This window comes from Delftia sp. K82 (assembly GCF_002193035.1).
GTDB lineage: Bacteria > Pseudomonadota > Gammaproteobacteria > Burkholderiales > Burkholderiaceae_C > Comamonas > Comamonas acidovorans.
Map to the genome: position 1 here is coordinate 1,734,522 of NZ_MYFL01000001.1, position 14,040 is coordinate 1,748,561.

Here is a 14,040-nt window from a genome sequence, read left to right on the forward strand (position 1 = left end):
TCGAAGAATGCGTGCTGGCGGCCATTCAAGGGCCAAGATACCTACCTCGCATCGCCTGGCTTCCTTGTTCCACTGCGTCGCATGCAGACGTACGGCAGCACGAAGAGGTACAGACCGCTCAACAGCAAGAGAAAGAGCGGGGGCAGCGGCGAGTAGCTGACCCAGGAGGGAGGTTCCCCCTGCGCCCGGACAATGAAGTTGGCGAGGACGGTGACCGTGAAGGCGACGGACAGCCAGCGGTGGATTTGCCGGATCCGGTGGTTCCAGTTCAAGGCGGCCTCTCTTAGCGGCGCGCCTGGATCATCTTCCACCCGTTCCCCGACGGATCGCGGAAGCCTGCGTCCACGGTGCCGTACCGTGCCACGGGTTCCTGCGTGAATTCCACCCCGCTTGCTAGCATTCGGTCGTAGGCCGCGCGGCAGTCATCCACGGTCAGTACGAGGGGCGGCATGGCGCCTTTGGCCACAATCGCGCGCACTGCCTGCGCCGTTGCTGCGTCGAGCACGGGCGGGCCGGGTGTGAACAGGCCGAGCTGGAACGACGGCTGTTCCGGGTGCTGCACCGTGAGCCAGCGATAGTCGCCGTTTGCCACGTCCGTGTGGACGCGGAACCCGAGCTTGTCGACATAGAACGCGAGTGCTTCGTCTTGATCGCGCACATACAAACCAACCACTTCAACGCCTTGAATCATGGGATCTCCTGTTGTTCGGGTTCGTTTGTATCGCTTGTTGCCCGGCGTCGCTTCTCCGAAACTGCGGTCGTGAGGTCGGGGCGGTGCGCGGCGCTGACGATGCAGGCGGGCACGCGGCCCAGCTCGCGCATCGTCGCCCGGGCGCGCACCCGGACTGCGCTGGGACTGTCGCCTGTGATATCGCGGAAGGTGCGTCCGAAGGTGCCCAGGCTTGCCCAGCCTGTATCAAAGGCGATGTCGGTAATGGCCAGATCGGTTTCGCGCAGCAGCGTCATTGCCCGCTCGATGCGCCGCGTGAGCAAGTACCGGTGCGGCGGACTGCCGAAGGCCTGCTTGAACGACCGGGCGAAGTGCGCTTCGGACACGCCACTGACCTGCGCCAGTCGCCCGACAGGCCAGGCCTCGTGCGATGCGGCGTCAATGCTGTCCTTCGCGCGCAGCAGCCGGCGCAACAGTTCAGGATCCTGGTGTGCAAGGTCGTTGTTCATGCCGTCTCCGGTGCCATCGGGAAGCATTTTCGTCTCTTGGGAGTCCACGGTTTGGGAATAGACCCCTGCGCGCGAACTGTATGGATAGACAGTAGAATTTCGGGCTCGATAGTTTCCACAAGGGAAGGGTCTGGACATGTCCGCAGAACTCGAACAAGAAGTCGTCTCAATCTTCGAAGACCGCCTTTGGCATCACAACGGCTGGGAGGCCCGCGTCATCAAGAATGAAGACGACGATGGCTGGGCCGTTGCCATGACCCAGGACGGCCAGGTGGAGCCAAGCCTGGTCGGCCCGTGGACCATGGGCCGCGACAAGAAAAATCCCAAGCCGCTGGACGTTTCCGCCTTCAACACGCTGGTGAAGACGGCGCACGAGGTGATGCGCCGGCATGAGCAGCATCTGGCAGCGCAGTTGCACAAGGATGTGCAGATCATGGTGGGCGGGTCACGCGTGACCGTCTCTCTGGATATCGAGCCCGATGAAGACAATCCCAGCGCCACGCTCACCGCCACTGCCGCCGACGGCAGCGAGCTGGCCAAGGTGGGAGTCAGGCCGGACCATCAGCTCACCCGGACGTCTGCGCAAGCCTGGGCAGAGGCAGGCTACCCCCGTCCCAGCGAGGACTGAGCCGCAGGCAAGGCCGGGGAATCAGGGGGCTGTTTCACAGCTGCCTTCCAAGGCGGATATGCGGCTTTGCGGCTTTGCCACACGCTCTAGATGTGCAGCATGGCCAGCCCGCCCACGCCAAGGCCTAGCGCTGCCACGCCGAGCATGGCGTATTCCAGCCATTTCTTCTTGGTCAGCAGCGCGATGGCTGCAAGGGCAATGGCGACCTGCAGCGCGGTGGTGGCCTGCGCCCAGCGGTGATGCAGATGCATCTGCATCTCGGACTTCTCGTCCCATTGCCGGGCCTCGGCTTCCAGGCGGTCGGCATCGCGCTTGATGTCGTCCTTTTCCTTTTCGTAGCGCTCCACCTTGGCCTGGTAGGCCGCCCGCCTGTCCTCCGTGGTCGCCAGATCACGCGCGAACTCGGACAGCGATTGCTTGGTGCTCTTGGCCTGGAAGAAGGCCCATTGGTTGGCCGCTTCGGTCTTCTTGATGGCTGCGTCGTTCTTGTACAGCCCGGCATTGGCCTGGGTGGCGCCGCCCATGTACGCGAAGATGGCGCCCACCGTGGCGATGACTGCCGTGCACATGGCGATCTGGTTGGTCAGGCTGCCGCCGCCGATGCCGTGGTGGGCGGTTTGGCCATGCTCGCCCTGGGCAGCATGTTCTAGTTCGTGATCGTGTGGGCCGTGGACGTGAAAGCCGCCGGAAGACATAGGTGCCAATTCCTTGATATCAATGGGTGGCGCATTATGGGGCCGGCATGACTGCGGCCACGGGCTCCAGGATGTGCGGGACGCATGGCCCGTTTGGAGGTCAGCGCCTTGGCTGACGGCCTGCAGATGGGGGAGTGGGATCAGGCGGCAGTCGCGCGGTGCGGCAGCGCTGCGAGCAGTATTTGACCTCGTCCCAATCACGTGCCCATTTTTTGCGCCATGTGAACGCAAGACCGCAGCACGCGCACAGCTTGGAGGGCAGGTGGGGCTTCTTGTGCATGGTGCGGGCGTTCCTGTGGTTCAGCGCGTCAGCGTGGCCAGGGCGCGCCGGGCCAGCGCCCGTCCGCTGAGCCAGGCGCCTTCGACCCCTGCGCCGCACATCCAGTCGCCGCACAGGCCCAGGCCCGCAGGTGCGTCCCACCAGCAGCGGTTGACCAGGTGCGGCGCCGGCAGCGCATAGCGCCAGCGGTGGGCAGTGACGCGCAGGCCGCCTGGCAGAGAGCCGGCCAGTGGGCCGGCCAGGGCCTCGAATGCCTGCAGCAGTTGCCGGGCCACGTATTCGGCGTCCGACTCGATGTGATCCTGGCTCCACCGTGCACTGGCATGCAGCACCCAGGTCTGAGGTCCTTGCGGCACTTGCGGCCCCTGTCGTCCTGGCTTGGCGCTGTCGCGTGCCACCCAGCACAGCGGGCCATCCGTGATTTCTGCCGCATCCCAGTCCAGCGGCAGGGGGGCGTCGGTGCGCAGCATGGCCACCCAGCAAGGCTGCATGCGCGCGCTGGCAGCCAGTGCCGCCGCATAGGGCGAGACCGGCTCCAGCAAGGCTGCCGCCTGCGGTGCAGGCACTGCCAAAACCAGGGCGCAGTATTCCGATCCGATCTGCCCGTGTTCGGCACAGTGCACAGTCCAGCAGGCAGATTCGTACTGCAACTGCTGAACCGTGGCTTGCAGGTGCAGCCGTGCGCCATGCCCCTGTTGTGCAAGCCGCTGGACAAGAAACGCTGCGGGAGAGGTCATGCGCGGCACGCCCACCCAGCGGTCGGGGCCTGCCTCTGCGGGCACCACGTCCGTGCCCTGCAGCCGCACTGCGCGCGGACGCCAGGCGGCGGCAACGCCGTGCTGCTCCCACTGGCGCACCTCCTGCACAAACTCCGGGTCCTGTGCCGCAAACGATGGAGCGCCGTGATCGCACTGCCACCCACCCTGCGGATCCTGCGCGCGCCGCGTGCTCATGCGCCCGGATGGGCCTCGGCTTTTCTCGAAGATATCCACGCGGCAGCCAGCCTCGGCCAGCAGCTGTGCACATGCCAAACCTGCCATTCCCGCGCCGATCACCGCGACGGGGGGCGCGCCGTTCACGAAGCCTCCTGGCTGTGCGCTTCCTGGTGCCGCTCATGGCTGACCCAGATCAGCGCGCCGGTATCTACGCCCAGTTCCGCGGCCTTGGCGACGATGGATTGCAGCGTCTGCGGGGGCAGTTTCGGCTCCCTTGCCAGTATCCAGCAGTACTGCGTGTCCGGCCCAAGGACCAGCGCCCAGCGGTAGTCAGGGTCCAGGGCGGCCACATGGTAGCCGCCGTAGAACGGGCCGAAGAAGGAGACCTTGAGCGAAGCCGTGTCCGGCTTGCCCGTGAACAAGGCCTTGCCGACGGCGCGCTGCCACTGGCCCCGGGGCACGGAAAACCCCCGGTTCACCACCTTCACGCTGCCGTCTGCCTGCGGCGTGTACTCGGCGGTCACATCGGTCATGCCCCGCTCGAAACCATGGTCCAGCCGAGCCAGTTCGTACCACAGGCCCTGGTAGCGCTGCAGATCGAACGGTGAGACGGGCGTGACCGAGCCGGGCGGGCGCATGCTGGCGCAACCGCTGGCCAGCAGGCCGGCGCCAAGGGCCGCTGCCAGCAGGGTGCGCCGCCTGGCGGTGAAGACAGGGCGGGGGGCGGGAAAGTTCATGCGTATGTCCTTGATGTTCTTGTCGTCTGCCGCCATCGGGCGACCAGCGGTTGCAGATCCGTGAGATGGCGCACCGGCGTCATGCCTGCGACCGGGCTGGAATAAAGCGCCGGGCATGCTCCACCGGCCCACAACTCGATGGACGGCGGCAGGTGGCTGCGCAGCTCGCCCAGGCAAGCCTGCGCCATCGCTCCGTTGTGTGCGCTGCTGAAGCTCAGCCCCACGATGTCGGCGCGATGCGCCCGCGCGGCCTGTGCCACGTCGCCGATGGGCGTCTGGGTGCCCAGCGATACGCAGTTGCAGCCTTCCAGGGCCAGCAGGGCTTCGACCATGAGCAGTCCCAGTCCATGCATCTCCTGCGGCAGCGTGGTCAGCAACACCTTGGGCGCGGACGGCGGGGAAGGGGGGGCGAGCGAGGCGATTGCCTGCCTCAAGACGCCGGTGAGCACCTCGGTGTACAGGTGCTCTTCGAACACTTCAAAACGCCCCTGTGCCCAGAATTCGCCGACCGCTGCGGTCAGCGGGGCCACGAGCGTGGTCACGAAACCGGCCAGACCCATGCGCGACTGGGCCAGGCTCAGGCAATGCCTGAGCTGGGCGGGATCATGGGCGGCAATGGCGTTGAGCATGGGTGCGAAGCGGTCAGAGTCTGCTGCATTCTCTGAATTTGTCCTGGACAAATCCTTGCCCGGCGAGGTGTCGGCGCGGGCCAGCAGCGCCTGCAGGCCGTCCAGATCCACGCCCATCAGCTTGCTGGGGCGCAGCCCCGTATCCATGAGCCGCCGGATCAGGGTCAGTTGTCGAACCTGGTCTGCCGGGTAGCGGCGATCGCCTGCCGAATCCCGTTCAGGCCTTGGAAAGCCATAGCGTCTTTCCCAGACACGCAGGGTGTCCTTGGCAAGTCCGGTCTCGCGTTCGACGGCCGAGATGGGCAGCCCGGGGCCAGGCGCCAAAGGCAGGGGGTCAGAAAGTGGCGTCATTGATCTGAAGGGGACAAAACGTCCGGCCATGGCCGGGATGTTTTGAGGGATTTTGCGAATTGTCTAGGACAAAAATATGTTTTGTCCAATATATTACATAGAGAAACAAAGCGCGGACCCGCTGGCCGCCACCCGGCAGGCCGCTGGCGCGAGTGCTTTGTAGATCCCGGCCAGGAGATGACTGCCCAGGCGCAGGCGAGGCTTCACACCATGATCGCCGCGCCCTTGTGCAGTCTTTCCGGCCACGCAGTTCGTACCGATGATCATCATGAATTTGTCCAACTGGCCACTGGCCCGCCGTCTCGCAGCTGCCTTCGCATGCGTCATCGCCATTTTTCTTCTTGTCATCGCGCTGGCCGTGAGCAGTCAGTCCCGGCTCAAGGAGGCCCAGCAATGGAACGAGCACACCTTCAAGGTCATGTCCCAGGGACAGCGCATGCTCACGGGCATGGTCAACATGGAGACGGCCTCGCGAGGCTATCTCCTGTCGGGTGACTCCCGTTTTCTTGCCCCCTGGGATGAAGGACTCAAGGAGTTCGAGGCCTCCTGGCAGGAGGCCGTACGCCTGACCGAGGACAACCCCGCCCAGCAGCGCCGGCTCGACGGTATCCGGCTGCGCCACCGTGAATTCGTGCAGGCGGTGCAGCCGCTGCAAGCGCTGCGGCGGCAAGTCCAGGACGGCACGGCGACGGTCGAGGATCTGGTCCGCGAGTTCTCTCTGGGGCGCGAGAAGGCGGCCATGGATGGGCTGCGCGCACTGCAGGCGGACCTGGTGCGTGAGGAGGAGCAGCTCATGGCCGAGCGCCTGACACGCACCGAGTCGCTGGCGGCAATGACGCTGGCGTTCGAGCTGGGCGGCGCGCTGGTGGCCGTCGTGCTGGCCGCTCTGCTGGGTACCTGGGTCACGCGCTCCATCACGGGCCCCATCGGCCGGGCCATCCAGGTGGCGCGCGCGGTGGCATGCGGGGATCTGACGCAGCGGGTGGAGGCCACCACCCACGATGAAGTGGGGACCCTGCTGCGCAGCCTCGGCGAGATGAGTGATGCGCTATCGCAGGTCGTGGCCGTCGTGCGCAGCGGCAGCGAATCCGTGGCGAGTGCAAGCACGCAGATTGCCCAGGGCAACACCGACCTGTCCTCGCGAACCGAGAGCCAGGCCAGCGCGCTTGAACAGACGGCGGCCTCCATGGAACAGCTCGGAGCCACCGTGACCCAGAACGCAGAGGGTGCCGGCAAGGCCAACGCGCTCGCGCAGCGGGCCAGCGGCGTGGCCGGGCAGGCGGGCGAGGTGGTCACCCAGGTCGTGGACACGATGAAGGGCATCAGTGAAAGTTCGCGCCGCATCGCCGACATCATCAACGTCATCGACGGCATCGCGTTCCAGACCAACATCCTGGCGCTGAACGCTGCGGTGGAGGCTGCGCGTGCCGGTGAACAGGGCCGCGGCTTCGCTGTGGTGGCCTCCGAGGTCCGCAGCCTGGCCGGCCGCAGCGCGGCGGCGGCCAAGGAGATCAAGGCCCTGATCTCCGACAGCGTCGAGCGGGTCGAGCAGGGCTCTGTGCTGGCCGACCGTGCGGGGGGCACCATGGCTGAAGTGGTGACGAGCATACGCAGCGTCACCGACCTCATGGGAGAGATCAGCGCGGCTTCCGCCGAACAACGCAGCGGCGTGGCACAAGTGGGCGAGGCGGTCACGCAGATGGACCAGGCGACGCAGCAAAACGCAGCCCTGGTGGAGGAAATGGCGGCGGCAGCCACGAGCCTGCGGCAGCAAGCGCATGACCTTGTGCAGTCCGTGAGTGTTTTTCGCCTGGGGCCCCAGACGCAGGGTTGAGGCAGGGTTGGCGCAGGGTTGACGCACCGGTGAAGACACGGTGCGGGACCCTGGGAGAGCGGGCCCCTCTAAAGGCGCCGGAACATCAACTGCTGCTGCCGTCCTGCCCGGGCACCGGCCGGCGTTCAAACAGTTGCGCCATGGCTTTGGCGGCTGCCTCGGCCGCTTCGGCGCGGCGCATCTCGGCTGCGTCTTCAAACCCGCAGCCCATGGCATGGGCCTCGGTGCCGGCGTAGTCGGCCAGCGTCTCGGCGCTGTCGCGGATGCTTTGCAGGGCGCGGGCCACCACGTCCATGTGGCGGTGGCCCTTGGGGGTCTCCAGCCAGGCCAGGGCCAGCTGGGCGATGGAGGAAATCTCTGCACAGCCTTGCTGCACAAGATGGTCCACCTGGGTGAGGGCGTTGGACAGCTGCCGGGTGCTGTGGCTGTCCGTGGCGGATTTGGGCTGGGCGGGGTTCATGCCTGGGCCCTCCGTGTGGAAGGGGCGGCGCCAGCAGAGGGCGCGCAGGCGAGTGCGAGGAAAACGGTGTTCATGCTTGATGCTCCATTGCAAAGCGAATTCACTGGCCTTTGCGATTGCATTGATCCGTGAATTGCATTGACAGACCTCGCTTTCGAAGAGGTTGTGCCGCTGTGTGATGGAGGTGTTTTGAAGCACCGGCCCCGTGACAGGAGGCCGGTGCGAATGATAGCGCCGGCCGGGAGGGCCGGAGGCGGCAGGCCCGGCCATCCGGTTTTCCGAACGATGCAGGCGTTCCATCGTTCGGATTTCCGTGCCACCTTATGCATAAAAGTAAGGTCGATATAGGCGAATCAAGCAGTTAGCGCGGGGTGCAGGTGCCGGATGTGGCTGGCACGGTCTGTGCACTGTCAGGCGCAGGCCACGTGCATCGTGGTTGTGTATGCAGGGAGACAAGCCCGTCTTCGCTGTGGCATCCGGCCCGTGGCCGGCAGCCGTGGCGGCCGGGCTCGCTTGCAAGACCGAAATACGTCCAACGAAAAAATCCGCATGAAATTCAACCGCTTGACCACCATGGTGCTCGTGGCCATGGTCCTCGGCGTGCTGGTGGGCTATGCCTGCAACAGCTACGCACCCACGCCCGAGGCCGCCAAGGAAATCGCCAGCTACTTCGGCATCCTCACCGACGTCTTCCTGCGCATGATCAAGATGATCATCGCGCCCCTGGTGTTCGCCACCCTGGTGTCGGGCCTGGCCAACATGGGCGACGCCAAGGCCGTGGGCCGCATCGGCGGCCGCGCGCTGGGCTGGTTCATCGTGGCCTCGTTCTGCTCGCTGGCCATCGGCCTGATCTATGCGAACGTGCTGCAGCCCGGCCATGGCCTGAGCGTGGCCCTGCCGTCGTCGGCCGAGGGCCTGAACCTCAAGACCTCGGCGCTGAACCTCAAGGACTTCATCGCCCACGTGTTCCCCAAGAACATCTTCGAGGCCATGGCGACCAACGAGGTGCTGCAGATCCTGGTGTTCGCGCTGTTCTTCGGCATTGCGCTGGGCAACCTGCACAACCAGGCCGCGCGCTCCATGGTGGGCCTGATGGACGAAGTGGTCCACATCATGCTCAAGGTCACCGACTACGTGATGCGCTTCGCCCCCGTGGGCGTGTTCGGTGCCGTGGCCGGCACCATCACCATCCATGGCCTGGGCATGCTGTCGGTGTTCGGCAAGTTCATGCTGTGCTTCTACCTGGCCCTGGCCACGCTGTGGGTGCTGCTGATCGTGGCCGGCTACTGCGTGCTGGGCCGTGACATCTTCCGCCTGCTGAACCTGATCCGCGGCCCGTTGCTGGTGGGCTTTTCCACGGCCAGCAGCGAATCGACCTATCCCAAGCTGATGGAGCAGCTGGAGAAGTTCGGCATCAAGCCGCGCATCATCGGCTTCGTGCTGCCGCTGGGCTACTCGTTCAACCTGGACGGCTCGATGGTCTACACCACCTTCCTGGCCATCTTCATCGCCCAGGCCTACGGCATCGACATGACGCTGACGGCCCAGATCACCATGCTGCTGGTGCTGATGGTGTCCAGCAAAGGCATTGCCGGCGTGCCGCGCGCCTCGCTGGTGGTGGTGGCCGCCGTGCTGCCCATGTTCGGCCTGCCCGAGGCGGGCATCCTGCTGATCCTGGGCATCGACCACTTCCTGGACATGGGCCGCACGCTGACCAATGTGCTGGGCAATGCGATCGCCACGGCCGTGGTGGCCAAGTGGGAAGGCGCCGTCGATCCGACCGCGGCCACGGATGACGACGAGTCCCTGCTGCCCACGGACCATTCCGAGCAAGGGCGGCCCGCTGTCTCGGCCTGAGGCCCAGGCGGCGCTGGGGGGCACTGATAACATCGGTGCCTTCACCATGCCCGCCCGCCGCCCCCTGCGCCAGCTCATCCTGCTTTTGCTGTGGCTTGCCCTGAGCGGGCTGAGCGGCTGGGGTGCGTACCTGCTGGCCCAGCGGCTGGGCATCGCCGATCTGCGTGCCACGGGCATGCACCGGCTGGAGCTGTACGGCGCCAGCCTGCAGCGCGAGATCGGCAAATACGCCTTCCTGCCCGACGTGCTGGCACTGGAAGGCAATGTGCAAAGGCTGCTGGCCGAGCCCGGCGACGAGCAGCTCACCAATCGCGTCAACGCCTACCTGGAGCAGCTCAACGACCGCGCGGGCACGCTGACCGCCTACCTGGTCGATGCGCGCGGCCACGTTGTGGCCTCCAGCAACTGGCGGCGCTCCGACAGCTACATGGGCGAGGACCTGAGCTTTCGCCCCTACTACCGCACGGCCATGGCCACGGGCGGCGCGCGCTTCTTCGGCATTGGCACCACGCGCGGCGAGCCCGGCTACTACCTGGCCTCCACCCTGGGTGACGACACCCACACGCTGGGCGTGGCCGTGGTCAAGGTCAGCCTGGACCAGCTGGAGCAATCGTGGTCCACGGTGGAGGCGCCCGTGCTGGTGGGCGACGAGAACGGCGTCGTCATCCTGGGCACGGTCTCCGACTGGAAATTCACCACCCTGCGCACGCTGGACGAGGGCACGCGCGCCGCCTTCGACCACACGCGCCAGTACAACCGCCGCGCGCTGGAGCCCCTGGGCCTGCAGGTGCTGCGCGACCTGGGCCAGGGCGCGCGCCTGGTGCGCATTGCCCGCCATGGCGAGGAATCGCCAGGCTCGGTCTACCCGGTCAGCGGCCGCTTCCTGGCCCAGTCGCGCCAGCTGCCTGGCACGCCCTGGACGATCACCGTGCTCTCGCACCTGGAGCAGGTCGACCAGCTGGCCCAGAGCCGCGCGCTGGCCGCGGCCGTGGGCGCGGCCTTTGTGCTGCTGCTGGCCATGATGGTCAACGAGCGCCGCCGCCACCTGCGCGACCGGCTGGCAGCGCGCGAGGCGCTGCAGGCCGCGCACGACGAGCTCGAGCGCAAGGTGGAGCAGCGCACGGCCGACCTGTCGGCCGCCAACGAGGCGCTGCAGGCCGAGGTGGCCGAGCGCACCCACGCCGAGGCCACGCTGCGCGCCGCCCAGGACGAGCTGGTGCAGGCCGGCAAGCTGGCCGTGATAGGCCAGCTGTCCACGGGCGTCGCCCATGAACTCAATCAGCCGCTGACGGCGCTGCGCACCCTGGCCGGCAACAGCCAGCGCTTTCTGGAGCGCGGCGATACCGAAACCACGCGCGTGAACCTGGAGCGCATGGCGCAGCTGGCCGACCGAATGGGCCGCATCACCGGCCAGCTGCGCAACTTCGCGCGCAAGTCCAGCGGCGCCAGCCAGGCCGTGCCGCTGGCGCATGCGCTGGACAATGCGCTGGCCGTGCTGGAGTCGCGCGTGGCCGAGACCGGCGCCCGCATCCTGCGCGAAGACGGCGTGCCCGAGGCCGTGGCCTGGTGCGACCGCAACCGCATCGAGCAGGTGCTGATCAACCTGATCAACAACTCCCTGGACGCCATGCGCGGCCAGCCCGCGCCCTGCCTGGAGCTGGCCTGCGCCGTGGCCGATGGCCGCGCCCAGGTCACCGTGCGCGACCACGGCCCGGGCCTGAGCGAAGCGGCGCAGGCCCATCTGTTCCAGCCGTTCTTCACCACCAAGGAAGAGGGCGTGGGCCTGGGCCTGGGGCTGGCGCTGTCGGCCGGCATCGTGCGTGAATGCGGCGGCACGCTGACGGGCAGCAACCATCCGGGCGGCGGCGCCGTCTTCACGCTGAGCCTGGCCCTGGCTCCCTCCACACCCTCTGCCGACACACCATGACCGACGCCCTCAAAGTCCTGATCATCGAGGACGACCCCGACATCGTGCTCGGCTGCGAGCAGGCGCTGCAGCTCGAAGGCATCGCCTGCGAAAGCGTGGGCAGCGCCGAGCAGGCGCGCCGGCGCCTGTCGCGCGACTTCGCGGGCATCGTGGTCAGCGACATCCGCCTGCCGCGCATGGACGGCATGGCCTTCCTGCGCGAACTGGTGGCCATGGACCCGGAACTGCCCGTGGTGCTGATCACCGGCCACGGGGACATCTCCATGGCCGTACAGGCCATGAAGGACGGCGCCCAGGACTTCATCCAGAAACCCTTCGCCCCCGAAACCCTGGTCGGCGCCGTGCGCCGCGCCCTGGAGCGCCGCCGCCTGGTGCTGGAAGTGCGGGCGCTGCGCCAGCAGCTGGACCAGCGCGACAGCCTGGAGCACCGGCTGATAGGCCGCGCGCCCAACATGCGGCAGCTGCGCCAGATGCTCACGGGGCTGGCGCAGAGCGCGGCCGATGTGCTGATCCAGGGCGAGACCGGCACGGGCAAGGAACTGGTGGCGCGCTGTCTGCACGAAGCCAGCGCGCGGCGCGATGGCAACTTCGTGGCCGTCAACTGCGGCGGCCTGCCCGATACGCTGTTCGACAGCGAAATGTTCGGCAGCGAGGCCGGCGCCTATACCGGCGCGGGCAAGAAGCGCATCGGCAAGCTGGAGCACGCCAGCGGCGGCACGCTTTTCCTGGACGAGATCGAGAGCATGCCCCTGCCCATGCAGATCAAGCTGCTGCGCGTGCTGCAGGAGCGCGTGCTGGAGCGCCTGGGCTCCAACACCCTGATCCCCATCGACTGCCGCGTGATCGCGGCCACCAAGGTGGATCTGCTCGAACTCAGCAGGCAGGGCCTGTTCCGCGCCGACCTCTACTACCGCCTGAACGTGGCTACGGTCTCGCTGCCGCCGCTGCGCGAGCGGCGCGAGGACGTGCCGCTGCTGTTCGAGCACTTCGCGCTGCAGGGCGCGGCGCGCCACCAGCGGCCCGTGCCCGAGCTGACCACCGCGCGCGTGCAGCAACTGCTGGGCTATGACTGGCCCGGCAACGTGCGCGAACTGCGCAACGTGGCCGAGCGCACGGTGCTGGGCATCGAGACCGGCTCGCCCCCCTTCGGCCAGCCGGCCGGCATCACCGCGCAGGACGCCGCGCCCCGGCCGCTGTCCGCCGCTGTCGAGGCCTTCGAGCGCGCCCTCATCGCCGACGCTCTGCGCCGCCACGCCGGCAGCCTGGCGCGCACGGCCGAAGCCCTGTCCATGCCCAAGACCACCCTGCACGACAAGATCCGCAAGTACGGGCTGGATGGGTAGGCACCCTCAGCCCCGCTCCCCGAACTCCACGCTTTCGCGCGTCCAGCGCCGCGCCTGCTCGCTCAGGCTCAGCCCCAGGCCAGGGCGCGTGGGCACGAGCATGCGGCCATTGGCGATGTCCAGGCGTTCGTTGAACAGCGGCTCCAGCCAGTCGAAGTGTTCCACCCAGGGCTCGTTGGCGCAGGTGGCGGCCAGGTGCACGTGCAGCTCCATGGCGAAGTGGGGCGCCAGGCTCAGGTGGGCCAGTTCGGCCTGGGCCGCGATCTGCAGGAAGGGCGTGATGCCGCCCACGCGCGGCGCGTCGGGCATGAGGAAGTCGGCGCTGCGGTGGCGTATGAGATCGCCGTGCTCGGCGGCGCTGGTCAGCATCTCGCCGGTGGCAATCGGCGTGTCGAAGCGCGCGGCCAGCGCGGCGTGGCCTTCGTGGTCGTAGGCGTCCAGCGGCTCCTCGATCCAGACCAGGTTGAATTCCTCGAAGACACGGCACATGCGCTGGGCCGTGGGGCGGTCCCATTGCTGGTTGGCATCGACCATGATGGGCGCGGCATCGCCCAGGTGGGCGCGCATGGCCTCCACGCGCCGTATGTCCAGCGCGCAGTCGGGCTGGCCCACCTTGAGCTTGATGCCGCCAATGCCGCGCTCCAGCGAGGCGCTGGCGTTGCGCTTGAGCTCATCGAGCGGCGTGTGCAGAAAGCCGCCCGAGGTGTTGTAGCAGCGCACGGATTCGCGCTGCGAGCCCAGCAGCTTGGACAGCGACAGGCCCGCGCGGCGCGCCTTGATGTCGTAGAGCGCCACGTCGAAGGCCGCGATGGCCTGCACGGCCAGCCCGCTGCGGCCCACGGAGGCGCCGGCCCAGCACATGCGCGTCCACAGCCGTGCAATGTCGTTGGGGTCTTCGCCCAGCAGGGTGGGTGCGATCTCGCTGGCATGGGCGAACTGGCCGGGGCCGCCTGCGCGCTTGGCGTAGCTCAGGCCCAGGCCCCGGTGGCCGTCGCGGGTCTGGATCTCGGCGAACAGCATGGCGACCTCGGTCATGGGCTTTTGGCGGCCCGTGAGCACCTTGGCATCACTGATGGGCCTGGCCAGGGGGAGGTAGCAGGACGACAGGCGTATCCACTGGATGCGGTCCTGGCTGGTGGTTTCGGAGAGCGCGGAAGAAGTCATGGCTGCGGGAGTGCGGTAGTT

General features: G+C 67.3%; 15 protein-coding genes. 5 read left to right on the plus strand and 10 right to left on the minus strand.

What is annotated here, in order from left to right; genetic code table 11:
• Positions 1-41 precede the first annotated feature (41 nt).
• Genes KDK82_RS07500 through KDK82_RS07510 form a run of 3 tightly spaced genes read right to left on the minus strand, consistent with a single transcriptional unit; the run spans position 42 to position 1,179 of the window.
• Positions 42-272 carry a hypothetical protein gene (locus KDK82_RS07500; RefSeq protein ID WP_088164439.1) on the minus strand — a complete coding sequence of 77 codons (231 nt, stop codon included), beginning with the start codon at positions 270-272 and terminating at the stop codon, positions 42-44.
• An 11-nt stretch (positions 273-283) separates the two neighbouring features.
• Complete coding sequence (locus KDK82_RS07505) at positions 284-691, minus strand: VOC family protein (RefSeq protein ID WP_013801980.1); 408 nt, start codon at positions 689-691, stop codon at positions 284-286.
• Positions 688-1,179 carry a helix-turn-helix domain-containing protein gene (locus tag KDK82_RS07510; RefSeq protein ID WP_088165458.1) on the minus strand — a complete coding sequence of 164 codons (492 nt, stop codon included), beginning with the start codon at positions 1,177-1,179 and terminating at the stop codon, positions 688-690. Before KDK82_RS07510 ends, KDK82_RS07505 begins: the two co-directional genes overlap by 4 nt.
• 136 nt (positions 1,180-1,315) lie before the next feature.
• Here KDK82_RS07510 and KDK82_RS07515 point away from each other — a divergent pair, with 136 nt between their 5' ends.
• Positions 1,316-1,807 (plus strand): hypothetical protein, encoded by a 492-nt coding sequence (locus tag KDK82_RS07515; RefSeq protein ID WP_013801982.1) that lies wholly within the window; start codon positions 1,316-1,318, stop codon positions 1,805-1,807.
• An 86-nt stretch (positions 1,808-1,893) separates the two neighbouring features.
• On the opposite strand, the gene KDK82_RS07520 is transcribed toward KDK82_RS07515, so the two are convergent.
• The 5 genes from KDK82_RS07520 to KDK82_RS07540 form a co-directional block, all read right to left on the minus strand.
• Positions 1,894-2,502 carry a DUF4337 domain-containing protein gene (locus KDK82_RS07520; protein ID WP_012206105.1) on the minus strand — a complete coding sequence of 203 codons (609 nt, stop codon included), beginning with the start codon at positions 2,500-2,502 and terminating at the stop codon, positions 1,894-1,896.
• Between the two features lie 100 nt (positions 2,503-2,602).
• Positions 2,603-2,782, minus strand: coding sequence for a DUF2256 domain-containing protein (locus KDK82_RS07525; RefSeq protein ID WP_013801983.1), 180 nt, complete (start codon positions 2,780-2,782; stop codon positions 2,603-2,605).
• 20 nt (positions 2,783-2,802) lie between these two features.
• On the minus strand, positions 2,803-3,861 hold the full coding sequence (locus tag KDK82_RS07530) for an NAD(P)/FAD-dependent oxidoreductase (protein ID WP_088164440.1): 1,059 nt from the start codon (positions 3,859-3,861) through the stop codon (positions 2,803-2,805).
• On the minus strand, positions 3,858-4,490 hold the full coding sequence (locus tag KDK82_RS07535) for a lipocalin family protein (RefSeq protein ID WP_088164441.1): 633 nt from the start codon (positions 4,488-4,490) through the stop codon (positions 3,858-3,860). The genes KDK82_RS07530 and KDK82_RS07535 overlap by 4 nt, the downstream gene beginning before the upstream one ends.
• A complete protein-coding gene (locus tag KDK82_RS07540; RefSeq protein WP_088164442.1) occupies positions 4,451-5,434 on the minus strand; it encodes a MerR family transcriptional regulator in 984 nt (327 codons plus the stop codon). The genes KDK82_RS07535 and KDK82_RS07540 overlap by 40 nt, the downstream gene beginning before the upstream one ends.
• Before the next feature lie 259 nt (positions 5,435-5,693).
• Here KDK82_RS07540 and KDK82_RS07545 point away from each other — a divergent pair, with 259 nt between their 5' ends.
• Positions 5,694-7,268 (plus strand): methyl-accepting chemotaxis protein, encoded by a 1,575-nt coding sequence (locus KDK82_RS07545; protein WP_088164443.1) that lies wholly within the window; start codon positions 5,694-5,696, stop codon positions 7,266-7,268.
• A gap of 85 nt (positions 7,269-7,353) precedes the next feature.
• Here the strand turns inward: KDK82_RS07545 and KDK82_RS07550 are convergent, their stop codons facing one another.
• The gene (locus tag KDK82_RS07550) at positions 7,354-7,728 is read right to left on the minus strand and encodes a hypothetical protein (protein ID WP_088164444.1); all 375 of its coding nucleotides are present in this window, start codon (positions 7,726-7,728) and stop codon (positions 7,354-7,356) included.
• Positions 7,729-8,277: 549 nt separating this feature from the next.
• Between KDK82_RS07550 and KDK82_RS07555 the strand changes: the two genes are divergently transcribed.
• From KDK82_RS07555 to KDK82_RS07565, 3 genes are read left to right on the plus strand one after another with little or no spacing between them, the layout of a single operon-like run.
• A complete protein-coding gene (locus tag KDK82_RS07555; RefSeq protein WP_043821572.1) occupies positions 8,278-9,585 on the plus strand; it encodes a dicarboxylate/amino acid:cation symporter in 1,308 nt (435 codons plus the stop codon).
• Between the two features lie 46 nt (positions 9,586-9,631).
• Positions 9,632-11,512, plus strand: a complete 1,881-nt coding sequence (locus KDK82_RS07560; RefSeq protein WP_088164445.1) for an ATP-binding protein — start codon at positions 9,632-9,634, stop codon at positions 11,510-11,512.
• On the plus strand, positions 11,509-12,855 hold the full coding sequence (locus tag KDK82_RS07565) for a sigma-54 dependent transcriptional regulator (protein ID WP_088164446.1): 1,347 nt from the start codon (positions 11,509-11,511) through the stop codon (positions 12,853-12,855). Before KDK82_RS07560 ends, KDK82_RS07565 begins: the two co-directional genes overlap by 4 nt.
• 6 nt (positions 12,856-12,861) lie before the next feature.
• On the opposite strand, the gene KDK82_RS07570 is transcribed toward KDK82_RS07565, so the two are convergent.
• Complete coding sequence (locus KDK82_RS07570) at positions 12,862-14,019, minus strand: mandelate racemase/muconate lactonizing enzyme family protein (protein ID WP_088164447.1); 1,158 nt, start codon at positions 14,017-14,019, stop codon at positions 12,862-12,864.
• Between the last annotated feature and the right edge of the window lie 21 nt (positions 14,020-14,040).